This is a genomic window from Pedobacter xixiisoli (assembly GCF_900215335.1).
In the GTDB taxonomy this organism is placed as follows: Bacteria; Bacteroidota; Bacteroidia; order Sphingobacteriales; family Sphingobacteriaceae; genus Pedobacter; species Pedobacter xixiisoli.
This window is the reverse complement of the sequence record NZ_OCMT01000002.1, coordinates 960,569-985,459: the sequence shown is the minus strand read 5'-3', so window position 1 is coordinate 985,459 and position 24,891 is coordinate 960,569. Positions and strand designations below refer to the sequence as shown.

Annotated in this window: 20 protein-coding genes; 7 read left to right on the top strand and 13 right to left on the bottom strand. The window is 38.9% G+C overall.

What is annotated here, in order from left to right; all coding sequences use genetic code 11:
* The first annotated feature begins 40 nt into the window (after window positions 1–40).
* Together glgB and CRO54_RS10485 are read left to right on the top strand one after the other, a co-directional pair.
* Window positions 41–2,026 (top strand): 1,4-alpha-glucan branching protein GlgB, encoded by a 1,986-nt coding sequence (glgB, locus tag CRO54_RS10490; protein ID WP_097131720.1) that lies wholly within the window; start codon window positions 41–43, stop codon window positions 2,024–2,026.
* On the top strand, window positions 2,026–2,373 hold the full coding sequence (locus tag CRO54_RS10485; protein ID WP_097131718.1) for a DUF6717 family protein: 348 nt from the start codon (window positions 2,026–2,028) through the stop codon (window positions 2,371–2,373). Before glgB ends, CRO54_RS10485 begins: the two co-directional genes overlap by 1 nt.
* Here CRO54_RS10485 and CRO54_RS10480 read toward each other — a convergent pair.
* The 3 genes from CRO54_RS10480 to CRO54_RS10470 form a co-directional block, all read right to left on the bottom strand.
* Window positions 2,360–5,020 carry a CHAT domain-containing protein gene (locus CRO54_RS10480; protein WP_097131716.1) on the bottom strand — a complete coding sequence of 887 codons (2,661 nt, stop codon included), beginning with the start codon at window positions 5,018–5,020 and terminating at the stop codon, window positions 2,360–2,362. The two genes, CRO54_RS10485 and CRO54_RS10480, sit on opposite strands and share 14 nt — an antisense overlap.
* Before the next feature lie 321 nt (window positions 5,021–5,341).
* On the bottom strand, window positions 5,342–7,357 hold the full coding sequence (locus tag CRO54_RS10475; protein ID WP_097131715.1) for a DUF7849 domain-containing protein: 2,016 nt from the start codon (window positions 7,355–7,357) through the stop codon (window positions 5,342–5,344).
* A gap of 167 nt (window positions 7,358–7,524) precedes the next feature.
* Complete coding sequence (locus CRO54_RS10470; protein WP_097131713.1) at window positions 7,525–8,508, bottom strand: hypothetical protein; 984 nt, start codon at window positions 8,506–8,508, stop codon at window positions 7,525–7,527.
* A gap of 338 nt (window positions 8,509–8,846) precedes the next feature.
* Here CRO54_RS10470 and CRO54_RS10465 point away from each other — a divergent pair, with 338 nt between their 5' ends.
* The 3 genes from CRO54_RS10465 (at window position 8,847) to CRO54_RS10455 (ending at window position 12,813) form a co-directional block, all read left to right on the top strand.
* A complete protein-coding gene (locus tag CRO54_RS10465; protein ID WP_097131711.1) occupies window positions 8,847–9,410 on the top strand; it encodes an RNA polymerase sigma factor in 564 nt (187 codons plus the stop codon).
* Complete coding sequence (locus CRO54_RS10460; protein WP_097131709.1) at window positions 9,403–10,161, top strand: hypothetical protein; 759 nt, start codon at window positions 9,403–9,405, stop codon at window positions 10,159–10,161. Before CRO54_RS10465 ends, CRO54_RS10460 begins: the two co-directional genes overlap by 8 nt.
* A gap of 288 nt (window positions 10,162–10,449) precedes the next feature.
* Window positions 10,450–12,813: a PAS domain-containing protein gene (locus CRO54_RS10455; RefSeq protein WP_097131706.1), complete on the top strand. Its 2,364-nt coding sequence runs from the start codon at window positions 10,450–10,452 to the stop codon at window positions 12,811–12,813.
* 40 nt (window positions 12,814–12,853) lie between these two features.
* Here the strand turns inward: CRO54_RS10455 and CRO54_RS10450 are convergent, their stop codons facing one another.
* A complete protein-coding gene (locus CRO54_RS10450; protein ID WP_097131705.1) occupies window positions 12,854–13,531 on the bottom strand; it encodes a DUF4397 domain-containing protein in 678 nt (225 codons plus the stop codon).
* 273 nt (window positions 13,532–13,804) lie between these two features.
* On the opposite strand from CRO54_RS10450, the gene CRO54_RS10445 reads away from it, so the two are divergent.
* Window positions 13,805–14,272: a CYTH domain-containing protein gene (locus CRO54_RS10445; RefSeq protein ID WP_097131703.1), complete on the top strand. Its 468-nt coding sequence runs from the start codon at window positions 13,805–13,807 to the stop codon at window positions 14,270–14,272.
* A 113-nt stretch (window positions 14,273–14,385) separates the two neighbouring features.
* On the opposite strand, the gene CRO54_RS10440 is transcribed toward CRO54_RS10445, so the two are convergent.
* On the bottom strand, window positions 14,386–14,772 hold the full coding sequence (locus CRO54_RS10440) for a hypothetical protein (protein WP_097131701.1): 387 nt from the start codon (window positions 14,770–14,772) through the stop codon (window positions 14,386–14,388).
* A gap of 163 nt (window positions 14,773–14,935) precedes the next feature.
* Here CRO54_RS10440 and CRO54_RS10435 point away from each other — a divergent pair, with 163 nt between their 5' ends.
* Window positions 14,936–15,682, top strand: a complete 747-nt coding sequence (locus CRO54_RS10435) for a DKNYY domain-containing protein (RefSeq protein ID WP_179747342.1) — start codon at window positions 14,936–14,938, stop codon at window positions 15,680–15,682.
* 232 nt (window positions 15,683–15,914) lie between these two features.
* Here the strand turns inward: CRO54_RS10435 and CRO54_RS10430 are convergent, their stop codons facing one another.
* The 8 genes from CRO54_RS10430 to CRO54_RS10395 all read right to left on the bottom strand — a co-directional run bounded on the left by CRO54_RS10430 (window position 15,915) and on the right by CRO54_RS10395 (window position 24,883).
* Window positions 15,915–16,256: a hypothetical protein gene (locus tag CRO54_RS10430; protein WP_097131697.1), complete on the bottom strand. Its 342-nt coding sequence runs from the start codon at window positions 16,254–16,256 to the stop codon at window positions 15,915–15,917.
* A gap of 70 nt (window positions 16,257–16,326) precedes the next feature.
* Complete coding sequence (locus tag CRO54_RS10425) at window positions 16,327–16,776, bottom strand: DoxX family protein (RefSeq protein WP_097131695.1); 450 nt, start codon at window positions 16,774–16,776, stop codon at window positions 16,327–16,329.
* A 61-nt stretch (window positions 16,777–16,837) separates the two neighbouring features.
* Window positions 16,838–18,154: a serine hydrolase domain-containing protein gene (locus CRO54_RS10420; protein WP_097131692.1), complete on the bottom strand. Its 1,317-nt coding sequence runs from the start codon at window positions 18,152–18,154 to the stop codon at window positions 16,838–16,840.
* Window positions 18,155–18,401: 247 nt separating this feature from the next.
* On the bottom strand, window positions 18,402–18,941 hold the full coding sequence (locus CRO54_RS10415; protein WP_097131690.1) for a hypothetical protein: 540 nt from the start codon (window positions 18,939–18,941) through the stop codon (window positions 18,402–18,404).
* A 42-nt stretch (window positions 18,942–18,983) separates the two neighbouring features.
* A complete protein-coding gene (locus CRO54_RS10410) occupies window positions 18,984–20,075 on the bottom strand; it encodes an AI-2E family transporter (protein WP_171047876.1) in 1,092 nt (363 codons plus the stop codon).
* Between the two features lie 670 nt (window positions 20,076–20,745).
* Entirely contained in the window at window positions 20,746–21,741 is a 996-nt protein-coding gene (locus tag CRO54_RS10405; RefSeq protein ID WP_097131686.1) for a T9SS type A sorting domain-containing protein, read from the bottom strand.
* A 5-nt stretch (window positions 21,742–21,746) separates the two neighbouring features.
* Complete coding sequence (locus CRO54_RS10400; protein WP_097131685.1) at window positions 21,747–22,919, bottom strand: tail fiber domain-containing protein; 1,173 nt, start codon at window positions 22,917–22,919, stop codon at window positions 21,747–21,749.
* Between the two features lie 257 nt (window positions 22,920–23,176).
* The gene (locus CRO54_RS10395) at window positions 23,177–24,883 is read right to left on the bottom strand and encodes a CocE/NonD family hydrolase (protein ID WP_097131682.1); all 1,707 of its coding nucleotides are present in this window, start codon (window positions 24,881–24,883) and stop codon (window positions 23,177–23,179) included.
* Window positions 24,884–24,891 lie beyond the last annotated feature (8 nt).

Here is a 24,891-nt window from a genome sequence, read left to right as displayed (position 1 = left end):
CCTATCTTGTAAATCGTATATTCTATCTAACCAAACAAATATGGCCAAACGAACCACAAAAACCATCAAATCCAAAGCAGCAGCGACTGTAGAGAATGCTTTAGGAAAATATCAATCTACAGTTTGGCAACACAGCTTGTTAACAGATTTCGATATTTCTCTTTTCCTTTTAGGCAAGCACTTTAAGCTTTACGAAAAAATGGGAGCGCATTTAAGTACGGTAAATGGGGTAGATGGTGTGTATTTTGCAGTCTGGGCACCAAATGCGCAAAAGGTTTGTGTAATGGCCAATTTCAACGGTTGGAATAGAGAAAGTCATTTGTTATACAATCGTTGGGACGAATCTGGTATTTGGGAAGGCTTTATTCCTCACGTAAAAAAAGGAGAAGTTTATAAATATTATATCAAAGGTTTTGATGGTTCCGATTTGGAGAAAAGTGATCCCTATGCTTTGCATGCAGAACATCCGCCTCATAAGGCATCGGTAGTTTGGGACACTGATTACCAATGGAAAGACAAAGCTTGGATGGGCAAGCGAGAGAAGAAAAATGCGTTAGACCAGCCTATTTCGGTTTACGAAGTGCATTTAGGTTCTTGGCAACGCGACCCAGCTGACCCAGAAAGAGTATTGAGTTATGGCGAAATTGCCAAAGCACTTGTTCCTTATGTGGTTGAAATGGGCTTTACACATGTCGAATTTCTGCCAGTAATGGAATATCCATATTACCCATCTTGGGGATATCAGGTTACTGGTTATTATGCGGCGAGTTCCCGTCATGGTTCGCCACAAGACTTGATGGTTTTGGTAGAGGAATTCCATAAAAATAACATTGCTGTAATTTTAGATTGGGTACCGTCGCATTTCCCTGGTGACGCCAACGGATTGTATCATTTTGATGGTACGCATTTATACGAGCACTCGGATATGCGGAAGGGTTTTCATCCCGATTGGAAATCTTACATCTTCAATTACGATAGAAATGAGGTGCGCTCTTTCTTGATTAGCAACGCGATGTTTTGGCTTGATAAATACCATTTGGACGGACTGAGGGTGGATGCGGTAGCTTCCATGCTATATTTCGATTTTAGTAGAAATGAAGGCGAATATGGTACTAACGAATACGGAGGAACAGAGAATCTAGGTGCAGTGAAATTCCTTAAAGACATGAACGAAGCACTTTATGGGAACTTTAAAGGGATACAAACCATTGCCGAAGAAAGTAGTACTTATGATGGGGTAACTAGACCTGTATATGCTGGTGGTTTAGGTTTTGGTATGAAATGGATGATGGGTTGGATGAACGATACATTGAAGTATTTCAAGGTTAATCCAATCGGAAGAAAACACAATCACCACCAGCTAACTTTTAGCATGACTTATGCTTTCACGGAAAACTTCATGTTACCGTTATCGCATGATGAAGTGGTACATGGTAAATCGCCCATGATTTATAAAATGCCTGGCGACGAATGGCAGAAATTTGCTAATTTGAGAGCTTTGTATGCTTATATGTGGACACACCCAGGAGCTAAATTGCTGTTTATGGGAGATGAGTTTGCACAAACTTCTGAATGGAACTGTTTCGAATCGCTAAATTGGGATTTGCTGCAACATGCACCGCACAAAGGAATGTTAGTACTGGTAAAATCACTTAACGAACTACTGAAAACCGAACCCGCTTTATATCATCATAATTTCTCTCACGAAGGTTTCGAATGGCAAGAGGCAGATGATGCAGACCAGTCTATCTATGTTTATCAGCGTAGGTCGGACAAAGCAAAAGATACGTTAGTTATTGCTATTAATCTTACGCCAGTTTACAGAGAAAACTATAGAATTGGAATTCCTGTTAAGGGAAAATGGAAAGAAATTTTTAATTCAGATGCAGAAGGATTTTATGGTAGCAATAAATTGAACTCGGACCCTAAACTAACTGAGAATATCGCTCATCAGCATCAGCAGCAATCTATTGCGATTAATTTGCCTCCATTAGCAGTAAGTATTTTTAAAAAAGCTGGCAAATAATGACAAGAGACTTTAGGTTTTATAAAACTGCCAAAGGGGATTGGTATATTGATTTGCCTGAATGGAAAGGCGATCCCGAAGATTTGCAAATGATTCAAGGAGCAGACGAATGGTTAGATTTGGTCAGTAGTTCGAACGAAGTTTTACTAAACGTAGCCGATGTTGATTTCGAGAATGCCGAATTTATAACTTTAATCCGTTTGGGAGAGCCAAATCTTGGTGGTGGTGGGAATTATTACTTAGAGCGATATCAAGAGCAAAGAGCCGACCTGAAAATATGGCTTTGCGAAATTGTTACCTTTATTTTTGACAAATATCCTCAACGCATTTATTTTAAAGTGAAATAGATTTAGCTGTTTTTCTCTTTTTCAAACCGAGGTAAGCTGCAATTCCTATAAATAACAAGGCAAATCCCGAACCGTATACCAGCCAATTTATTGGCTTGCTTAATTCAATCTCCTGATTTTTACCCATGTAAATTAGACTATCCCAATAGTAAGGAAGGAGCACTGCATTGCTAGTTTTCGCGGTGTTAATCCAATTTAATTTAGCTAAGCGAAGCGCTTCGCTTGCATTTTTAGTTTGCTCAAGAGATTGATAAAAACTAGCCATAATTTGCGCTGCGGCATCATCATTTACGTTCCATAAACTGGCAATAGTGGCAGCAGTGCCAATGGCATTAAAGCCCCTCGATAAGCTGATGATACCTTCACCGTTGGCTAATACGCCATCAGCCGTTTGGCAGGCACTGAGTACTACCAAAGATGGAGCGCTTTGCTTTGCCGAAAGCTCAAAAAGATACATCTTTTCTTTGCCGAAATCTAAGGTTGGTTCGTTGTTTACACCAGTTAAATAAGCATGCGTACCAATATGCATTACTTTGCTTGTGGTAAATAATTGCTCAAAAGATTTAGGATTTACATCATCATCAAATATAAAATCACCGCTTACGTGCTCCCTGATTAAATCAGCTTCCGTTGTGATGGCTTTTAACGCAGTCTTTTCGCTATCGCTATGTGTAATAAATAAGCCTGCAAAGCTACCTGACGAGCTCACTTTCTTTTTTGCCTGCAGTGTTTGGATAGAAAAAGCGTAGTCTGTAGCATGGTTTTTAATTAAAAAGGGCCATTTGCTGATATTTTCCGTATAGCTATTTTGCGTAATCAAGCCATCAAAAGAAAGGTAGCCTAACATTCCATCGGGTATAATGGTAAGTTGTTCGTTCGGTTTAATGTGGATAGGTGCTAAAATTAATTGGTAAATATCATGTGATGCCTGAAAAAATGCTTTGGGATTGTTTAGCATCGCATTTGGGCCATTATGAAAATAGGTTTGTACAAAACTTCGCAGAGCTGATTTTACTTTCTCTGCATCAGCTAATTTCACTACACCTTCTATTTTATTTTGATTGATATTGATGATATAGACATGATGTTCTCCAATAAAATATTCAATAAAACGATGGTTTGGGAGTTTGTCGATCTGGATTTTAGTCTGGTATTCTTCGGTATTTAGGTATTGATATTTTTTTGATAAAGCCTTATTGAGCAATGCTAAGTCATATTTCAATGCTTCTACATCTTTAGTCGAACTGCTATTCGGTTCTTCTATCATTTGTTTTTCCAGATAGCTGATGTGACGTTCTAGTTTTTGTTTTTTGATAAAAAGACGATCACTTTTAATATTCTTGGAAATCGACTGCTGATTTCGCTGCATTTTATCTAGCAAGGTGCGGCTTTTGCTCTGTTCTGCTAATGTTAAAATCTGCTGTAAGTATTTTTTGTCTCTTGTTTGTTCGTATAGCTGATAACTGATTTCAATACCTTGCTCTGCAATTTGCTTCAAATAGCTTTGTAATCGTTCCTTAGTTCTATCTGCCGCAAATTCATGTCTAATCTTATCTGCAGAAAGTAGGCTCAAATTGATGTTTTTTAAAGCTTTTTCGGGTTGTTTTAGCTCTAGGTTCGCTCTTGCTATCAGCATGAAAACTTCCACAAGTTTATTATCACCATAAATGGTTTTTGTAGAAGTAATGTCTAGTGTACTTAAAGTTTTTTGTCCGAAGCTAATGGCCTCTTTGGCTTTGTCTTGCGCCAAATAAGTTGCTCCAATTTGAGTATAGAGATTTGCCCGTTCGCGTATTCGAGAGTAAGGATAATATTGATCTAGTAATTGCAGTGCTTTTAAGTAAGCAACATTTGCCTTTCCATTATTTTGCTGTTGCAAGTAGATATTTCCAGCAGTGGTGTAGGAGCTCATTAACCAGTAAGCATTTTCTGTATTGCTGGCCTTTTGTTTGCTGATATTGTTTTCGATAACTGCTGCTGCCTTGGCGTAGTTTTCATCATCGTACAATACGTCTGCATAAACGTTGTTCAGCATGATCCTATTAAATTGATCTGGTTTTAAGGCTAAACCCATTTCTATAGCTTTGTAGGCATCTTCCAATTTTGCCATCGAGCGGTACGAAATAGCCATATTGCAGTAAATGGCTGCGGTTTTATTACTGTCTTCACTATATTTCTGCTGAAAGGCGATGCTCTGTTTTTGGATATATAAAGCCCTTTCGTAGTCTCCTACTCGGGTGTAGTTGTTACTAAGTGGTTTAAAGGTATATTCTACAATATCATAATCCAGTACTTGATGTTTTTTGAAAAAGCTTAACGCACTTTCGTAGGCATTGATAGAACCGATAATATCACCATCTAAAAGCTGGTAATAACCTAATGTGCTAAGGAGGTTTAACCAAGCGAAATGTTCTTCGTTGGTTTTGGTAGCTCTCCACTTTGTTTTTTGTGCGTTTTGAAGTGAAGTTGTGGCTAATTTAGGGTTGTAATTAGCATAATCCAACTGTTCGTAAATCCAATTACTGAGGTCGTTTTTGGCTTTGAAACTGTTTAGTTTAGCCTGCAAATCATCGCCCTGCGCTATTACAAAACTGCTTTGAAATAGTAGTAGAAGTAAACATAAATACTTGAGGTATCTAAAGGGCATGAGCGGTGTGGTTTTAGCTAAAATAAGTAAAATGTTTTACCACATAGAAACATAGGTTTAAATTTTTATTGGGCTGTTGGTGATAATACCTAACCAGATGTTTGGAATCGGATTAAACTATCGTAATGACGAAAAATACAGGCGTCATTGCGAACTGAAGCGTAGGGCAAGCGAGAAGAGTGAAGCAATCTATCCAAACTTATATCTTCGTAACACTCATGATGGTAACACCAATCAAAGGATTTGATGTAGTTGACGGTTTTACCTGTGCTTAGGTGTTATCATCAACCACGACTTAACTTATAGCTTATCACGTATAACTTAAAACTTCCAACTTACATAAGTCGTCATTCGGTTATTATTGGTCTTCGGGTCATAAATGTACCTCAAACCCAAAGCCGGACCAACACGCACCAAACCTAGCTGTACATCTGCGAAGAACGAAGTCCTCACTTCCGAAAAGTTCTCCTTCAGCTCATCCATAGCTCGGTTCAAATTAACATCTGTTACCGTTCCCGAAGCATTTTGGGTTCTTAATTTGTAACGCAGTTCGCTAGAACTTCTATTGTACATGTCTATCGCCACCAAGGCACCCGCACCAACGCCCACATATTTGTGTAAGTTGTAACGCATCTGTAGCGGGACAGCGTTAATCGTAGCAACTTTGGTGGTTTTATATAGCTGTTTATCCATAATTTGGTAAGCAACATTATTAATGACGGTGTCTTTCCTTACCTGTGTACCTATTGGAACTTGGTAAGTTCTCTCATTAAATGAATTGAAGTAAAGCTCTAACTGCCAATAATAGCGATGCGAAGCGTAAGGCGATAAAGTTGCACCTAGCACGACATTTTTATGGTTTAAATAATTGCCATTGTCCGTTTCGAAAGGGAAGCCATAACCAATAATTAGTCCTGGAGAAAGCCCCATTTTAAACCTACCCACAGCCCTATTGGTATAAATGGGTTCGTTCTTGTCGAAAACAATAGCTGCACCACTTTTGATAGGTAGTTTTGGTGGTTTTTCCTTAAATCTGATCTTATATTCTACAAAGCCTTGGGTAGAATCTGCATCATTAACGCCTTTTTGCTGCATGCCAGGTAGATAGATGTTGGTGAAAACAAAATGCACACTATCAGCACTAAAAAAAGTCTTCATGCAGCTTTGGTTCGCATAGGCAGAATCGCAATTCACTACCTCCGGTTTCGTCTTTACAATTTTTAAAGTTGATGGGTCAAAAACTTCAGAGATGTTAACCCCAACATCAATTTTTTTAGCTGGACCTTTGCCTGTGTTCTGGAAACGCACTTTGTAGGTCAGCTCCCTGTTTTTACCAGTAAGACGGTAATTCATCCTGCTTTTTCGCAGTACCATTTTGTTGGGGTCATGAGAAGCTACAATTTGTAGTTCGAGGTTAAAAAACTCCGTTTCTACTAAAGGATTATCGGGAATGAAAGCACCAGAAATGCGCACTACCGCATTGGTGTCTTTTAGCATTTCGGGAGTAGTTTTAAAATGCATAAAAACAAAGCGCTCCTCGTTTTGTGCCAAGTTCTCAAACTTCCAGCTCTGCTGACTTCTAAAGGCTTTGGCTTGGTCTTTAAGCAAAACCTTTTCAGCTGGAGAAAGCGTATTGGGCAAATTTAAATTATCTCCTAAAGAAGCATAATAAATAGGTTCTTGGCTCTTTTTGTTTGAAAATGCTGTATTTAGCAAAGGCTTCAACTCTGATTTTTTCTCGTTATGGTAAGTCCTTGCTGCTGCCAGTTCAAAATTATTGTTGCTAAACTCTACATCGTTATACAAAATAGCGATAGTTCCATTTAAGTTCTGTTGTCCATTTTCAGCTTTGTTGCGATAGCCAAAAACCAACATCATATCGTCACCAGGTTTAGGCATGCAATTGGTTTTCATTTCTATATTACCACCCATTTTAAATAAACTAGGTTCGCCGTTAGCAGCAAGCATGGGTTTGGTAGCAGGTTTAGGAGTAATAGGTGGCCTAACAATAGGTTTTGGACGAGTAGGAGGCCGTTTGCCATCATCATAATTGTTAGTAGCAAATAGGCGTACCATAATCGAATCGTACCTCGTAAAAATATGCGACGGATTTTCTTCAAAACTAAAACCTCCATCTCCAAATTCCCAAAAATAAGTATAAAAAGGAGCTGGTGCGCCTGCAATGGCTCTTAATGGACGAAGTTCACTAGTGAATTTGGTAACTCCATTTTCTGTTTGATGATGAATAATGGCTGGAACCGTATCAATAGGCGCCACTTGTGCATTTAATTCCGTACAAAAAAAACAGAGCAATATGAAGGTTAATAGTTTGGTCATGGCTAAATAAATATAAGGAAATATTCTTAGTACAAATATTTTTAACCACATAGAAACATAGTTTTATCAGTTTGCAATTAAACTTCTATATATCTAGTGGTTTACTAACGATAAAAAGACAAAGCCCAAAATGAGCTTCGCCTTTTCTGTTAACTTTTGGAAAGTTTTTAATAGGTGTTTAATGAGTTGATGGCCTGTTGTATCGCTGTCTCTGTTGTTTCTGCTAAAGTTAATGTAATGTGTTGGCTTGCAGTGATAGTGGTAGCCTGTTCTGCATAGTAATATTTTCCATCCTTGATAGAGAAAGATATATATTTTCCTTCGGCGCCAATTGGCATAATGTCGTCGTAGCTTTTTAAGGTATTTACGCCATCTGGATTATAAAATTGGGCTACCACGTTACTGCCTTTTGCGCAGAAGAAAACAAAGGTCTCTCCAGTAAATCCCATAAAGGTTGCAAAACTACCAGGGTTATTGGCAATAGTAACCCTAACGGTCGTTTTTGGATTGCTCATGCTGTAGAAAACATCACAGTTCATCCAGCCTAAATTACCCATTTGGAAATTGTAGAACCCATTTATTGGATTACTTTCTCTTGGTACTCCAGCTACACCATTTGGATTGGGTACAAGAGGTTGCCAAGCCATTTGGTTAACGTTTCCAATATTTTCTATACCTTCCCAAATTTGGGTAGCTCTGGTATTGGTAGTTGGGATAGCAATTTGTATGTTAGCGGCTAATTGTTTGTCTACATTGGTGCCATTAGCAGCTGCATTAAGAAAGATAAAACCATCAGATTCTAGCGGTGCACCGCTGATATGATTGGTATTGGTGCCACTGAAAACAACATCACTACGCTTTAAAAATTCACCAGCGGTAATCACCACGTTGCCTGTAACAGGTACACCATTAATTTTAAATGCATTGGGTGGAATGGTAATTTTCGTGCCTCCTAGCAGGGTAAATGTATTTGATTCACCAGTGTTAATTAGTTTCTGCTGTGCCTGTGGCCCAAACAAGGCTGTAAATTCTCTGGCATTTCTAGCCGAGTTTCCCCTGGTTTTGTCTTTTTTGCAAGCTTGAAATATTGCAGAAAACGTCAATAGCACTGCAATTAGGAAAAGCGTATTTTTTAAGTTTAAAGTTTTCATCGTCTTCATTTTTTAGTAGAGCCTACTCTGTTTTGGGCTTTTCAGCAATCGCCTTTGTTGGTATATCAGCTGTGCTAAAAAAATGTTACCCATGCTTTATTATTTTTTTGAATGACGGATGGAGAGAATGATTGAATTAAGCTTGGAAAACTTTGTGCTCTTCGCGTAACCCTTCCTATGCTTTGCGGTTAATTTTAAACGTAAAGGTTTTAAATCTTTTACCTTCTAGAAAGCCATTCTACATACTGGTCATAGTAATGCCAGTTATTTCCAATGAATTATCAAATCTTTTTTAACTTATCCCTAATAAATTCTACTTTTAGAGAAATCAATAACCGATGACCAAAAAAGTACATGAGGACCAACGTTATGTTACTGCGCTACTTACCAATGATGTAGCTTTGGTTAATGAGATTTACAAGAAATGTGCAGGTAAGGTAAAGTCGTTTGTGTTATTCAACAATGGCAATGCTGATGATGCCGCAGATATTTTTCAGGAGGCTTTGGTAGATATCTACAACCAAGCAAAATATAAAGATTTACAGCTTACGTGTCCCTTTGAACCATTTTTATTATTGGTGTGTAAACGGAAGTGGCTTAACGAATTGAAAAAAAAATCGGTAAGCCCGGTAACAAAAGGCGAAGACGATTTATTACATATTGGCGAGGATACATTTGAACAGGCAGAAGTTTTAGCACAACAGCAAGAGCAGAACGTTTTATTCTTACAAGCTTTTGAAAAACTGGGAGAACGTTGTAAAGAAATTATTAGGTGGAGCATGAAAGGCGAAGCGCAAGAAAAAGTAGCGGAAACATTAGGCGTTACGTACGGTTATTTAAGGAAAAAGAAATCTGAATGTATGGCAAGCTTGGTTAAATTAATCGATAGAAAAAATGACTGAGGACAAAATTTTATGGACAGCTCGATATGCTGAGGGTGACTTGAACGAAACCGAAAGTTTGGCATATGAGAGCCTTTTAAAGCACGACCAAGAACTAAAAGAACATCTTTTAGATTACTTAGAAGCACATGGTAGTTTGAGGATGTTGTTTGCATACGATAATGAGCGAAAGTCGTTGGTGTCTACTTTAGAAGCGCTAAACGAAGAATATTTCGATAATATAGAAGCAGCCGAAGCTGAAATAGATACTGTGCAACCGAAGGTGACGAAGCTAAGCACTTATTTAAGATGGGTTTCTGGTTTAGCGGCAGTATTTGTATTAGGAATGTTGATCTGGGCACCATGGAAGGGCGACTTGTACGAACAATTTAACGCTGCTCCTCAAATGAACGTTGCAGAGCGTGGAGCCGAAAAAACAGACTTAGACCAAGCGGCAACATTGTTTAACGATAAGAAATACCAAGAAGCTAAAGTTGCCTTGTCTAAATTAAACCTAGCTGATTCGCAAAATGCAATGGTGACTTATTATTATGGAGTAAGTTTAATTGAAACTAGTGAAGTAGCTAAGGGCAGGTTGTTGTTGGAAGAGCTGTTCAAAGGCGATTCGGTTTATAAATACGATGCTGCGTATGCTATGGCAATGAGTTATTTGAAAGAAGATAAGAAAGTTGATACTAGATTTTGGTTAGAAAAGATTCCAGATGGCGCAGTACAGTTTGAGAAAGCGCAACAATTGCTGAAGAAATTATAGCGAAAAGTTGTATGTCGTAAGTCTTTGCTTTTTTCAAGTATTTTTCGCTGTTAAATGAATCATTAAAATTTATAAATTATTCTAAATGAACCCCAAAGATGAATTAAAACATCTTTGGGGTTTTTAATGTTGTTTCATTTAGCTTAATATTTTTTAATTAATCATTTCTTAATCTTATTTTGCCGTAAAATGATTATCGTCACTTATTTTTGATGGCTAACATCAATTTATATTGGCTGGTAATGACTTAAGTTTGCCTAAACACAATAACAAACAGCTATCGTAACAATGCCCACAAGCTCTAAGCAACCTATTCAGTCTAATTGGTTTACGCTAAATCCCAAACTAACCACATTTTTATTTTTCATTATTCTCGTTGCCGTTATTTCTTTAATTACGCAACAGCGTTATCAAATCATTAAAGAGAACAGGGAGAAAGATATCAATGCTATGTTAGAAAGCGTAGAGCTCCGCCTGGATCAACTACTTAAAAACAGTCAAAATATAGCTCTCACCGTAGCTTTAACGATAGATCAACAAGGTAAGCCTCGTAATTTTGAAAAGGTTGCTGCGGAAATCATGAAAGCTAACCCCTCTTTACAAGGAGTGCAATTAGTTCCAGATGGCATTATCAAATACATGTATCCTGTTAAGGGAAACGAAGAAGCTATTGGCTTAGACTTGTTTAAACTGAGTGTGTTTAACGAACTCGAAGCTAAAAAAGCCATACGATTGCGTAAAATGTATTTTCAGGGTCCGGTAGAATTGGTACAAGGTGGAAAAGGGGTAATTGGCCGATTGCCTTTATATATAGACAATAAGTTTTGGGGTTTCTCTGCGGTGGTGATCAAATTAGATCAATTGCTTAAAATAGCAGGTTTAGAGAACGATAATTTTAGCTACTATCGTTTCCAGTTTTCTAAAATTAACCCGCTAACCAACGAGGAAGAATTTTTTATCCCAGGAGAGCATAAATATGCCGGTAATACTTATAAAACAAAAACATTTGAAGAGGGCGATTGGAAAATTTATCTTACCGATACCAGAAAGATCGTAGCAGATTACCAATTGGGCGGCTTAATGGGATTTGGTCTATTGGTGACCGTACTTTCTAGTTATTTGTTGTTGAGGTTATTGAATAAGCACCGTCAACTTTTTTTAATGGTAGATCAGCAGAGCGATATGCTGCATGTGGTTGATAGCAAGTATAAAACCATTTTTGCCAATGCTGCTATCGGGATAGGTAGGGTTAATTCTATCACAGGAGAGTTTATAGAAGCCAATGCTTTCCTATGTAAACTGTTCGGTTATTCAGAAAAGGAACTTACTTCAAAGAAAATTAAATCGTTAATTCATGTAGATGATTTAGCAGTAGATGCCTATGACTTTAAACGACTTCGTAACAACGAGATTCGTCAGTTTTCTTCGGTACGTAGGTATGTCAATAAAAATCAGCAGGTAATTTGGGCCAATGCCATTATTTCTCCGCTTTGGGAAGAAGGAGAAAAGCCTAGTCAGCACATTGTGATTATTGAGGACATTACCCCGCAGGTAATTTATGAAGAACAATTGATTGCCTCCAAAAAATATGCGGAAGAACTGATCAATTCTATGGAAGGTATTGTTTGGGAGGCTTCGATAAAAGACAACTTTGCCAATACTTTTGTAAGTAGTAAGGTTTATGATATTTTAGGTTATACGCAATATGAGTGGAGTTCGGAAATTGGATTTTTCTTAGAGAAGCTATATTATGAAGACAAAGAGCGGGTAACGGAATATTTGGATAAAGAGCTTTTTTTGAGAAAGCATCACGAATACGAATATCGGATGGTAGCCAAAGACGGTTCAATTATTTGGATAAGAGATACGCTAACTGTAGAGCCTAGTATAGAGGCACCTGAAAAGCTGAGAGGTATCATGATGAATATCACGATGATCAAAGAAGCCGAAGAAACCTTGCATAAATCTTACGAGTTAGTGAACGAACAGAATAAGCGTCTGCTTAATTTTTCTTACATCGTTTCCCATAATTTAAGGTCGCATGCCAGTAATATAGATGGTATTAGCTCGCTTATCAGCAATGCAGAAACTGATACAGAACGGAATGAAATGATCAAGCTGCTGCGTAAAGTAGTAGTAAACCTAAATGATACGCTGTACAATCTTAATAACATCGTGAACATTCAAACCAGTATGGATCTGGTGAAAGAACCACTTAACCTACTGGACTATATTAATCATGCCATACAAACTCAAGAATCACAAATCCTGAATAAAAATGCAGAGATCATTGTGAATGTGGGCGAAGATGTGTTTGTGTATTTCAATAAGGCTTATTTGGATAGTGTGCTGCTTAATCTGATTTCCAACGCACTACGTTACAGCCATGCCTTGCGTAAACCTGTAATAGAAATCATATGTGAACCTTTAGGCGGAGGGTATATCCTTCGGATTAAAGATAATGGAGTAGGCATTGACTTACCTAAAAATGGTGAAAGGTTATTTGGCTTAAACCAAACCTTCCATGGTAATAGCGATGCCCGCGGTTTTGGTTTATTTATCACCAAAAATCAAGTAGAAGCTATGGGAGATCATATTGAAGTGGAGAGTAAAATAGGAGAAGGTACTACTTTCTCTATTGTGTTTAGTTAAGAGATAGTCTTATAAAAAAAGCGGCATTAAGCCGCTTTTTTTATTTCTGTATAACGATATGATATTTCGCTTTGGTACTGGTAGAACTGTCGAACCAAATAATGTAATTTTTACCAGCTTGTAGCTCCGAGCCTGCAATGGTAGTGACTTCTAAAGAACCTGTCATTGTTATATTCAAACTGGTATTGGCATCTACAGTTTGATAAGCAGATGCGGTTCTAAATAATAAGTTGGAAACTAAATTTGTACCAACGCTAGTAGTTACATTAATTGCATTGCTTAATAAAGGTGCAACATTAATAAAACGGACTTTAGCTTTTCCACTAGTAGTTGTTTCATCATTGGCATATGTATTTACTGCCAAGCTACCATTGGCTTGTTTTACTAGGAAGACAGTATGTGAAGAATTAGCTTCCGCACTAATGTTTGCCGAAGCGGCTACTGTTGCAGTTCCTGTGTTCTTAAAAGATAGTGTTTTGCTTCCCGAAGATGTGTTTACGTCGGTTACAGTGTTGGTGTAAGCTACAGCCGAAGTGTTCACCTTCAAGTCATTAATGTATACGTCTTGTGCTACTGAGCCCTCTACAGTGTTTACAAAAGATAATTTAGAGTTTAGGGTTAAATCTTCATCGTTATCTTTTTTACAGGATGAGATGGAGAAAATCACCGTTGCTGCTACAGCCAAACGGGTGATCAAATGGTTAGTATTTATTTTCATGACAATTTAATTAAGTTTTATTAGTCTAGCCAAAAAAAATGCCTATAGCGTTATTTGCTGTTAAAAAGCCTGTTTTTGAACTAAAAAATGGTAAAAACAAGTACATATACGTACATCTCAAGTTTTTGGTTTGTAACAGAAATGTCTAGAAAAAACTTCAATGGCGTTTAGTGTATCAGGCATCTTCCTTTTCAACAAGAACAAAAATCTTGAATCTGTTTCCAATGAAACAGCATTAGGAATTGCCTATATTCGAAAAAAAATAAGAGTTTAATGGCTGTAGAAATAGAACATAAATATTTGGTGCTTGAAAACATTTGGGACAAAGAAGTAGCTCATGACCATATGGTAATTAGGCAAGGCTATTTACAAACAGATCCCAATAAAACCATTCGTGTAAGAACTAAAGGCCCGCAAGGTTATTTAACCATTAAAGGGAAAGCGGTAGGGGCGAGTAGACCAGAGTTTGAGTACGAAATACCAGTAGAGGAGGCGAACGAACTATTAAATCATTTTTGTACCAACTTAATTGATAAAACTAGATACTATGTGGTTTATGAAGGAAAAACGTGGGAGGTTGATGTGTTTGGTGGACTAAATGAAGGACTGGTTGTTGCAGAAATTGAATTAAGCAGTGAAGGCGAGACTTATAGTTTGCCAAGCTGGGCAGGCGAAAATGTAACTACTGATATGAGGTATGCCAACTCTAACTTAACCATCAACCCATTTTCTATGTGGTAATTAAACCAGACTTTCAAAAATAGACTCATGTCTTCAAAGGTCAGGGATATAGATGAAATTAGGTTTGGGGAGTTAGCTATTATCCAAACCTAATTTCTTTTTCATCGCCTTTACTAATGCGCTGGTGGTTGAGGTGGCTGCGGCTGTCCTAATGCCTTGTGTAGGCCTGCTGCAAGTTGTTTAAACTTAGCAATTTCTTTGGCAGAGGCATTTTCTTTATCTAAATTAGCTTTAAATCCAGTTGGAGTAACAGTAGCGGTATAGGTGCCACCTGTCCAAGTGCTTTCTGTAGCCGACGATTGCTTTGCTACTCCCAGTGCGGCTGTAAATGCAGCATATACACGTTCAGCCCGTTCTGCCGGAAAAGAAGCTTTAAGTCTGTGCTCGGTATCGGTTTCGTGTGTAGAAAAGCTAATTTTTTCCGACTTGCTTTGTGAGCTCTGCGCCAAAGCTATAAGGCTGCTTATTACAGTTAGTAGAGTTAAAAGGTATTTTTTCATTTGCGTAATTGATAATGTTGTGATTTCTTTTTTCAAAGATAGACAGCCCTACACTAGATGACGGTTAATGAAATGTTAATGCAGTGTTAATGGCAATTAGCGCCCACTTGGCATTATGCTTGAGGTTCGTTAAAATTTTAGTTTAAACTTTTTGATGAATATGATGGGTAGAAAAGCATTAGGTCACCATTTCTTTGTGATTGATCATCAGATGATCCTCCATTTTGATAGCGAAGTTTACCGTAAATTCTATTCGGTAATTGATTTCGAAACCTTTGAAATTATACAGAGTAACGGCTCTACTTTCCATTATTTCAAAGATAAGAACCATGTTTATATAGATAGCTATATGAACAGTTTCGACATTCTGCCAGGTGCCAATCCTGCTGATTTCCAGATTTTAGATTTTGAGAAGGGGATGGCAAGCTCTGGAAATGCTGATTACCTCTTTGAACAGCGACTTCCTCATCGTTTTTCGGCTTATGAAGCGCTGTCGGGACTCTACCAAAAAGTAGGCAACAAAATTTACTGCTTCTACCATCATGAGTTAGCAGAGGCTGATGTTGAAACTTTTGAAGTGCTTTATCCAAGCGAAGTACAGAATGTGGCCAAAGATAAAAATCATGTCTATTTTCGTGATCAGCTAGTGCCAGATGCTGATGCCGAGAGTTTTCATTTTTTAGCCGAGTGTTTCACTGCCGATTATTATCGGGAACGCGATCATACCTATTATGCAAAAGATAAAAATGTAGCCTATTATGTGGATACGATCAGTAAAGCTTTTAAGGTAATTAAAACAAAAAACCTAGCTAATTTCCATTTTAAAGTAATAGGCGAATTGGGCTACGCCTTTGATGGACAGTACCAATATCTTTTTGGAAAACGAAAGAAAATAGAAGCGAAAAGCTGAGTTTTAAAATTTTAGATTTGCAGCTAGCAAATTCCACTTCTGTGCTTACAGGGCAAAAAAATAGCCCACTGACATCCATCGGTGGGCATAACCAAACAAACTTTTTTATGAAGATTTATATAGATATAACCATCAATTTTTAAAAAGGTTTTATTGAAATTAAAAAAAAATGAATCTATCGTCTAAGGGCTTAAAATCAAGGCGATGGACTTATTCGTTAGAGCAATGTTGGTTATTTGAATTTGATTACCTCCACCTTGATCGTGAAATCATCAGTTGTTTTCCTGTTCACCTGTCTGTTAAGTTCCGAAAAAACAACACCGTCTCCCCCAATTTCTTTAGCTTTTTTAATTACCTCTCGCCTGGTTCTCTCTTGGCTCGCTTCCGACCATCCCGTTGCCACGTTCATGTGTCCAATGACTTCGTAAGGCTTATCAATGTCTTTGGTAGAATAGTAGGATTTAATGGTTTCGGTCGGCGGATATTTAGATCCGAAATAGTTTGGCTTGTAGGCGGCGCAGGCACACAGGCATATACTAATGCCTAAGGCAATCAATGTTTTAACTGGTTTCATAATTGGTTTTCTTTTGTGTGTGATCTAAGATAATAAAAAACCAATTTAAAATGTTTTGCTAATGAAGTGATTAACTTTTTTTCGTCAATTTGTTACATTTCTTGAAGAAAGCAAATGCACCTGTGCTCCATAAAGCCCATGCCACTAATACCGGCTGAAAAAATAATCGAGCTAATCGGGCTTTATCGCTATTTAATCCGAAAGCATCCCTATGGTTAAGGTATTGCGCTATATTACCAGGAAAAATGGCGATATAAAATAGCGCTAGTGCTATCCCCACTTTTGGACGCTGTTTGCTGTAAAACAACATAGCCAAGCCAAATCCAATTTCGGCTACGCCAGAAAGTATGACTGTTGCATCTTTATTAATAGGCACCCAGTTGGGTACCTGCGCCTGAAATTCTTTACGCTGAAAAGTGAGGTGCACAATGCCCGCCAAAACCATGAAAAGTCCTAGGGTTATTCGGGCACCTTTTTGTAAAGTGTTAGTGTGCGAGGTTGTAATTTCCTGTGTTGCCATGTAGCTAATAACCTCGTAGATTCGCTAATTGTTTGTTCTTACATCAACCAGCTTGTAGCAATTACTGTTTTTTGAATAGAAATTCGCCGCTACCCTGTTTTAAGAGCATGGTTTGTTCTGCTGGATGAAATATCAAATTAATGCCAGCCTTGTCAAATCTAAATTGATCTTTCGAAACGGCTTCGAATGGCATAGCCGATTGACCATCTGCTTGTGCTACGAGTTGTTGGCCGTTACTGCTAATACTGATTTTAAAAGGTAGCTTGGTAGAACTGTAGGTGCCAATGTACTGTACCAGTGCAGTTGGTTCTAGGGCATAGGTAGTAAAGTTTGGAACTTCGAAGTCTTTTCCAAAGATGGCATTCAGTACAGTTAACGGAATTTCGTTACCGTTGTAATTGCTGCCATTAGCGGTAAGTGCAAATGTAATATCCTCCTTTGGGAAATGTGAAAATACAGCTGTAAACTTATCTATCCCGCCTCTGTGACCATAGCTTATTTTCTCCTCAAAAGGGATAGCAAAAAGCCCTAGACCTATACCTTCTTGCATGTTCTGCATCAGCGCTAAGCTTTCTGTGCTAATTAGCTGCTTATTGAATAAAGCATGTGCAAAGCGCAGTAAGTCGGTGGTGTTGGATACAATGGCACCAGAACCTAGAGGAATAGACATATCGGTTTCGCTGCTCAGCTGCCAACCATTGTTGTAGCTATAGGATTTTACTTCTTGCTTTTGCATGTCAATCGTAGCGCCTACATAGGTGCTTCTTAATCCAATTGGTTTACATATTTTTTGTTGCAAGATAAACGCAAAGGTTTTACCGTAAGTTTTCTCTAGAAGATAGGTTAACAATACGTAATTAGAGTTACTGTAACCTGTTTTGCTCCTAGGTTCAAAATCGCTACCACCTCTAGTAATTATTGCTAGCATTTCTTTTTCACTCTTTGGCTCGGTGTTCCAAGTGAGATAGTCGGCTTGATCAGTAAAATCTGCAATACCACTGCGATGTCCTAACAAATCGGCAAGGGTGATTTTACTGGCATTAGGCAGATTTGGGAAAAATGTTTCGAGCGATTGCTCAAGTCTCAAGCGCTTTTCCTCTATGGCCTTCATTACAAGTACTGCGGTAAAAGTTTTCGAAATGGAGCCAACCCTGTAAATAGATTCATTAGTAGCTTTTTTAGCTTGCGCTACATCGGCAAAGCCAATTGTTTTTTGATAAAGTATTTGTCCCTTTTTTGAAAAGGCAACACTGCCCATAAATTTATCATGTTTGGCTAAAGTGTCGAAGTAGGCATTGAGCTTTGCCGTATCAATTTGCTGTGCACAAAGTAAAGTGGAACTGAATAATAAAATGAAAGCTAAATAGTGTCTAATCATGATGGAGTTTTATTTGTTAAACCATGTTAGACCTATAGTTTGCTTGGCAGGTTACAGTTGCGTGAAGTATTGCTGTTACAGAAAGTAATTTTTATAATGAATAATAACTTAACGAATAATCAATTTTCTATAGACAAATAATGAAATAATCAATAAATAGGAAATAAAATAATGGTTAGATCGTACATCATCAATAACCAATACTTAAAAATGCCAAGGTTTAAATTTGCGGCTATTCAAATCCTAACTAATACACCGTGTTTCCTGCTATGGTAAGGATATGATCCGTTTTTATGGATGGGCAGCATCTGCCATCGGTATCTGCGTAGGCCAATTTTTCGATGTAAATTTTTCCCTTCTCAATTTTTGTGAAGCTGAAAAGATAGTTGGGTTCAAAACCTGCAATTACCTTTACTGTGGTTCCATTGTTTTGGTATAGCGCCAGTCCTTGCGCAACTATGGTATTGCCGCCCTCTTTCGGAGCCAAGGAAAAGTAGATGGCAATGTCGGCGATGCCATCACCCGTAAAATCACCAGTGAACGTATCTTGACTATCTGGATAGGCATTGTTGGCTTCGAGCATTTTCGGTAGGTACTTTCCAAACTGCGCTTCAGCCAGTTTCACGGCCTCGGCGGTAGATAGGCTATCCTTTTTAACCATCGTTGCTCTAGGCAATGTCGACTTGCTTTCTTGCTTTGGTTTTTCTTCCTTACTTTCTTCTTTAACGTTGTTGCAGCCTATCGATAAAAACAAGGCAAATAATAAGGCAAAAGATTGTTGTTTCATGCTCATATCGGTTGATATTGTTTTCGCAATTCAGGCAAGATACTATTTATCATTTCCATATAAAATCTCATCGATGTTATTTTCAATCTGATGGTCTTCGGGAAATCTGGCTAGGTAAAACTCTTCGTAATAAGCTTTAATAATAGCTGCCATAGGTGTAGCCAATAATGCACCCATAATCCCGAAAGCTGCACCCATCGATAACAATAGAAACAACAAAGAAACAGGGTGGATGTTCATGGTCTTAGACCTAAGCTTGGGCATTAGAAAATCGGCAGTTACCTCGTTCAATATCAGGAAAAACACCAAGCACCACAATGCTGTTGCCGGACTGATAGACAATGCCACCAAAGTGGGAGGTATGGCCATGATATAAAAACCTATCTTGGGAATCAGCTCAGAGAAAAATGCCAAGGCTGCCCAAACCAGTGCGCCCGGTACGCCAAATATGCTTAGGAACACAAAAACTAGTACTGCTTGTATAATGCCACCAATTAGATTTGATTTCATCCAGCCGCCCAACATGGTAGAAGTATGTTTTAACGCATTGGTGGCCTTTTCACGTTTATCTGGTAAAAAAGCAGATAGGTACAATTGAATGATTGGTCTGGGATTGCCCACAAAGAATACAATCATCGATATGAAAACGATAAAGACAAATAAGCCTCCCAAAATGCTGAAAGAAAAGCTGCCCAGGCCCATTACGGTTTTCCCGAGCGATGGCATTGCACTGCCCAAAGAAACTTGTTCTTTAGGGATGTTTTTACTTAATTCTGGATATTTCCTTAAAAGATGCTCTAAATGTGAGGTAATGCTATTGATATAGCTGGGTATATTTCCTATTAAGATATCTATTTGATCGCTAATTACTGGCACTACCAAAATACCAATTACCGAAGTTACGATAAAAATGGCGCCAAGCACTAGCAGCGCCGCAAGCCATCTCTTCATGCCCCGTTTCTCTAATTTGTTGACAGGCTGGTTGATGATGATACCCAAGATTATGGCAAATAAAAATAAGATCACCACCGAGATGGTCTTGTATAAGAACCATAATAAGACTACTAGTCCAAAGAGATAAAGAATACTTGCAGTTAAAGTTCGGTATAGGCTAAACGATCGGTTTTCGGTCATAGATATGAAATTATCTAGTCCTAACATTTTTGGAAAGGGAATGTTTTATGGAGAATCGCTTTAACTTATAGGCTGATGTCTTTACCTGCCAAAATATTCGTTAGCCCTGGTTAAAACCGAAGGGCTATGAATAATAATCTACCGACCATTCCTACATCGTCACCATATGCGCCTTAATGTCCCACTTTGGAGGGGGTAGGGGGAGGAATTTCTACCCTCATATTAGCTTATAGGCTGATGTCTTTACCTGCCAAAATATTCGTTAGCCCTGGTTAAAACCGAGGGGCTATGAATATTAACCTACCGACCATTCCTAGTTCGTCATCCATTCCCGAACCGTCATTGCGAACTGAAGCAAGGGATTTGAGAGGAGTGAAGCAATCTATCCAATTAGTTAGCCCTTGGTTAAAACCGAGGGGCTATGAACAACCCACCGACCATTCCTACATTAGCACCCATTCCTAGATAGTCATTGCGAACCGAAGAATGGGGAATGTGTATGGGAGTGAAGCAATCTATCCAATTAATTAGCCCCTGGTTAAAACCGAAGGGCTATGATAAACCCACCAACCATTCCTATATCGTCATGCCGGATTTAGTCCGGTATCTTAATGCGATAGCAGTAGTTGCGCTGATAATTGCCCAAGGCATACACCTTGGACTTGTGTTTCTATTTCTTGATCAACAGTTTTTGGGTAACCGTTGTACCATCTGCTGCAATTATTTTTACAAGATGTAAGCCTTCGCTCATTGCGGAGATGTCATAATTGGAGACCCTATTTTCCCACTGCTTTAGTAGTCTGCCGCTAAGATCATAAAGCATCACGTTCTTTACATCGCGCTCATCCAGTCTATTGATGCTGAAGATGCGTTTTGCAGGATTAGGATAAATCGACAAGCTTTCCAGTGCTGAAGTACCTGGTAGTACAGCGATTGCTGAATGGCTTTCCTTCCCATCCATATCTATTTGTTTAACTCTATAATAACGTCTTTGCATATCGTTGGGCCTGTCTATCTGATCGTACAAATTTGGACCTGCCAAGTTGCGAGCGACAATTTGTTGGATGGCTACTTCCCAATTTTGACCATCCCTGCTGCGCTCTACAACAAAGTGGGCTACATCTTGTTCATATTGGGTCTTCCAAACTATTTTGACATTCAGGCCCTGTCTTTTAACTGTTAATTCGCCCCATCTCAAAGGTAGCACGTCAGCTAAGCCTAGTGCTAACTCTCCCAATATGATATTATCGAGCTGAGCAGCTGTAGCAATATTGTCAGCCGTGTTTGTAGTACTTGTGGCTAAATACTGCCATTGCGTATTGTTGTATACCGCTAATTTTAACTGGCTTTCATCCAATCCGTTGAGTTCTTGATCCAAATAGTTAATAAGGATCTCTCCAGAAAAATTAGGCGCATTTGTACCCAAAGAGTAAGTTCTGGAGATATGGGTCGTGCCTAAGGTTTGATTGGTCAACGTAGCCTTTGGCTGTATACTTAGGCCAGTTAAATTTACCGTGGCTGATGGTTTAAGTGTCAGTCCGTTTGCATAGAAAGAAACCCCGTTTGAAAGTTCCAATGTAGCATTGCTTGAAATTTCGAGCTGCTGTGCATAAAGATGGCTACAGGCCAGGCTTATCATCATACTAAAGAGTAGCTGTTTTTTCATGGGCTTTAGTTTTTAGTATTGATCGAGGCCTTGCGGCGGCTGAAATATAAACCTCCCAAAGCTATTATGCCTAAGGCTATGCTTAACGGTAGCGAGAAGCCTGCCATTGCCGCACCACTGTTTCTTTCCAATGCTTCCAATCTCTTCTTTAAGTCTTGGTTTTCTGCTTTGAGGATCGCAATTTCGCTGGTTTGCTTAACCGTTCTTTGCTCAAGTGCCTTAATCCCTGCCAGTGCAATACCATCTGCATCTACAGTACCAATTGATTTTTGATCAGAGCCCAGACCAAAGGCACTATAAAAGTCTTGAGAAGTTGGACCAACATGTTTGATCTGGTTCGACTCCGCTTTATAGCTCCACTTTTGGATGTCTAGTTGAGCGATTTTTTTTAGTACTTCTTCTCCTGATACTTTTTCGAACAAGTGTTTCCTGTTTACATCTGAAGCATTTTGCCATACGCCGCCAGTAGTTAGCATGGCACCAGTAGAAGTGGAGATTACAGCATTTGACTGTCCCCAATTACTTACTGATGCGCCCGATTGTATCGTTACTCCCGTAGAAAGGTTGCTGCTAGAAAATATCCTAAAGCCACCCGATACACGCCAATTGGAAGAATGGTTAACCCCTGCTCTAAAAATGCCATCATTTCCGTTTGGATCGTTAGGTAAATATGCCACGCTGCGGTCAGCAAACACGAATGAACCTTGGCGGGCATTAGTGTGTGCACTATATCCAAGTGCTACCGAGGCTGCACCACTTGCTACCGTGTTTTCACCCATGGCTACGCTCGAGAATTGTGCTGCGGTAGTACCAATGCCAAATGCGACAGCGTTATCACCCGATGCCCTAACGTTTTGTCCCATGGCAACGGAATAGTGCCCAATATTCGCATCATCCCATTGAGTTCCCGATACACTGCCAGCCCTAAAAGCAGATTTACTAGGATACCAAAGGAGCCTTGTTCCTCCCCCTTCAATTGGAATATTATCCATACCAGTATAGGACGTAGGTAAAACTAAAGAACCATTTGCATAAACAGTCATCTTGGCATTTTGGCTTTGGTCTTTAATTTCTACCAACTTTTCTGGCGTTTGAGCTTTTATTGTAAAAGGAGCCGCTGCTAGTGCCATCAATGACAACACGCTTGTACATACGTTTAATCTCGATTTTTTTTTCATTTTCTGATGAATTGATTGATTTTTGGATTATTCTTAATAGTTGTAAAACTATAGAAATTTTAAATTAAAAAAGCAGATTAATATTTTTTTATTTGATTTGTATGTTGCTGTTAAACTGTTGGTTATGATGGGTTTAGCTTAGCTAAGGTTAGACGCATCACGGGCTATTAATAGATCATCATCCTTGCCCTTACTGCCATCCAATAACTCTTAACCTGTAACTCCTAACCCGTAGCTCGAATCCCTGCCAAAAACAGCTATTCTTTAACCGGTATTTCAATGTAGCTTTCATTGAACCAATTAATTTTTAGCGGAGATTTGGCATCGTGTATCGTTTCCAAGCTCACCTCCTTTCCCGTGCCGTAATTGATTTGCGCAAAAGGGTTCTTGTCGATATTTAGCACCACTACTAATCGACTACCTTTTTGCAGTTTCTTACTAACAAGCCTTGTTTTTTCAAATGGTAGCTTTTCTATTTTGTTTGGTCTAAGCAGCTGTCTTTTGGTGGCATCTTTCAAATAGCTTGCCCTTCCTAAAAAATAGGATAAATGAAAGTATTTACCTTCCGGGGTCAGTTCATAGAGTACCACACCAAAGTCCATATCCTTTTTGTTGATGCTGGCCAATAGCTTGCCGCTGAAAAAACCATTAATGCTAATTTCCTGGTCAAAAGGCTCGGATACAAAGAAAAGGCCATTGCTTCGATCTAATTCGTCGTTAATGATCGGATTTGGGTAATAATCATTATTGGAAGTCTGTCTATCGGCTAAATCTACCAGCTGTTCATGATGGCTTTTTTTCTTGGGCTTCACAGCAGAAAGGACAGCATTGTTGCCCCGCATTTCAGTACTGAGGTACAGCCTAAGTCGCTTATCGCTCATTGCAGATACAGAGGGGGCATGCTGCCACTCATTCGCACCCATCACCTCATAATTGATCTTATCTTTAAGCAGCTCGGGTTTAGGACCACCTTTGAAGATATAATCTAGCCAGTTAAAAGTAATTTTACGGGTGTTAATGAGGGCAACCGAATCTATTTGGTAGCCATTCAATATCGGTGTTCCTCCTCTTTGCGCTCCAAAATGATCGTATGGCCCGATAATCAGGTAATGGTTTGCCTTAGGGTTGTATTTATAGTGCTCGGTGAGGTATTGCAGGGCAGAGATTTGGCCGTCATCATAATAGCCAGTAATACTGAGTATAGGGATAGTTATTTTTGCAAAGTCTCTACCATAGGGTACCATGGCTTGCCAATAACTATCGTAGCTTGGGTGCAACAGCCATTTTTGTAACCATGGGTTTTTAGTGCCATCAACACTATCAATTTTATTGTAAGCTACACCAGAATGGTACCAGTTCGACCGCATTTTACGCCATCGGTCGTGGTCATTGTTTACGCCATTGTCTACGTACTTGTTATTGGTCACGTGAAATGCCCATTGATAATTGGCATTCAGAAAAACATTGTTTTCCATCGGTAAACCTTGTCCAGGAATCGCTGCCACATAGGGAACAATAGTTTTAAGTGCAGGATGCGGTTTTTTTAATGCTGCCCACTGTGCAAAACCTGAGTAGCTACCGCCGTACATCCCCACTTCTCCGTTACTCCAAGCTTGTTGGATGATCCATCTAATTACCGCATTCACGTCTTTCACTTCATTCTCATAAGGAGCAACGGTATCGGGACTAAGTCTTTTTCCTCTGGTATCGGCCACTACACCCACATATCCTTGCTCGGCCGCATAGCTTGCTTCCTGTATGCTGCGGGCGGTATTGGAATAAATAAAAAACATTAAAGCCGTAGGCTGCGGCCCTGTAGTTTCGGCTTTGCGCACTACCACTGCCGAGAGGGTATGACCTTCTGGTGTTTTGATCATTACACTATCTTGGATGATATATTTTTGTGCCTCGGCAAAATGGGAAAGGCAAAGACATAGCCATGCCATCATGAGTAATTTCTTCATGTGATTTT

What these genes read in the sequence shown, in the direction of transcription:
- CRO54_RS10470 (WP_097131713.1), bottom strand. Translation starts at nt 8,508, where the DNA reads ATGAAAACTTTAAACTTAAAAAATACGCTTTTCCTAATTGCAGTGCTA.
- CRO54_RS10400 (WP_097131685.1), bottom strand. Translation starts at nt 22,919, where the DNA reads ATGAAAAAAAAATCGAGATTAAACGTATGTACAAGCGTGTTGTCATTG.
- CRO54_RS10485 (WP_097131718.1), top strand. Translation starts at nt 2,026, where the DNA reads ATGACAAGAGACTTTAGGTTTTATAAAACTGCCAAAGGGGATTGGTAT.
- CRO54_RS10450 (WP_097131705.1), bottom strand. Translation starts at nt 13,531, where the DNA reads ATGAAAATAAATACTAACCATTTGATCACCCGTTTGGCTGTAGCAGCA.
- CRO54_RS10415 (WP_097131690.1), bottom strand. Translation starts at nt 18,941, where the DNA reads ATGAAACAACAATCTTTTGCCTTATTATTTGCCTTGTTTTTATCGATA.
- CRO54_RS10480 (WP_097131716.1), bottom strand. Translation starts at nt 5,020, where the DNA reads ATGCCCTTTAGATACCTCAAGTATTTATGTTTACTTCTACTACTATTT.
- CRO54_RS10430 (WP_097131697.1), bottom strand. Translation starts at nt 16,256, where the DNA reads ATGAAACCAGTTAAAACATTGATTGCCTTAGGCATTAGTATATGCCTG.
- glgB (WP_097131720.1), top strand. Translation starts at nt 41, where the DNA reads ATGGCCAAACGAACCACAAAAACCATCAAATCCAAAGCAGCAGCGACT.
- CRO54_RS10460 (WP_097131709.1), top strand. Translation starts at nt 9,403, where the DNA reads ATGACTGAGGACAAAATTTTATGGACAGCTCGATATGCTGAGGGTGAC.
- CRO54_RS10440 (WP_097131701.1), bottom strand. Translation starts at nt 14,772, where the DNA reads ATGAAAAAATACCTTTTAACTCTACTAACTGTAATAAGCAGCCTTATA.
- CRO54_RS10420 (WP_097131692.1), bottom strand. Translation starts at nt 18,154, where the DNA reads ATGATTAGACACTATTTAGCTTTCATTTTATTATTCAGTTCCACTTTA.
- CRO54_RS10435 (WP_179747342.1), top strand. Translation starts at nt 14,936, where the DNA reads ATGGGTAGAAAAGCATTAGGTCACCATTTCTTTGTGATTGATCATCAG.
- CRO54_RS10425 (WP_097131695.1), bottom strand. Translation starts at nt 16,776, where the DNA reads ATGGCAACACAGGAAATTACAACCTCGCACACTAACACTTTACAAAAA.
- CRO54_RS10395 (WP_097131682.1), bottom strand. Translation starts at nt 24,883, where the DNA reads ATGAAGAAATTACTCATGATGGCATGGCTATGTCTTTGCCTTTCCCAT.
- CRO54_RS10405 (WP_097131686.1), bottom strand. Translation starts at nt 21,741, where the DNA reads ATGAAAAAACAGCTACTCTTTAGTATGATGATAAGCCTGGCCTGTAGC.
- CRO54_RS10455 (WP_097131706.1), top strand. Translation starts at nt 10,450, where the DNA reads ATGCCCACAAGCTCTAAGCAACCTATTCAGTCTAATTGGTTTACGCTA.
- CRO54_RS10445 (WP_097131703.1), top strand. Translation starts at nt 13,805, where the DNA reads ATGGCTGTAGAAATAGAACATAAATATTTGGTGCTTGAAAACATTTGG.
- CRO54_RS10410 (WP_171047876.1), bottom strand. Translation starts at nt 20,075, where the DNA reads ATGACCGAAAACCGATCGTTTAGCCTATACCGAACTTTAACTGCAAGT.
- CRO54_RS10475 (WP_097131715.1), bottom strand. Translation starts at nt 7,357, where the DNA reads ATGACCAAACTATTAACCTTCATATTGCTCTGTTTTTTTTGTACGGAA.
- CRO54_RS10465 (WP_097131711.1), top strand. Translation starts at nt 8,847, where the DNA reads ATGACCAAAAAAGTACATGAGGACCAACGTTATGTTACTGCGCTACTT.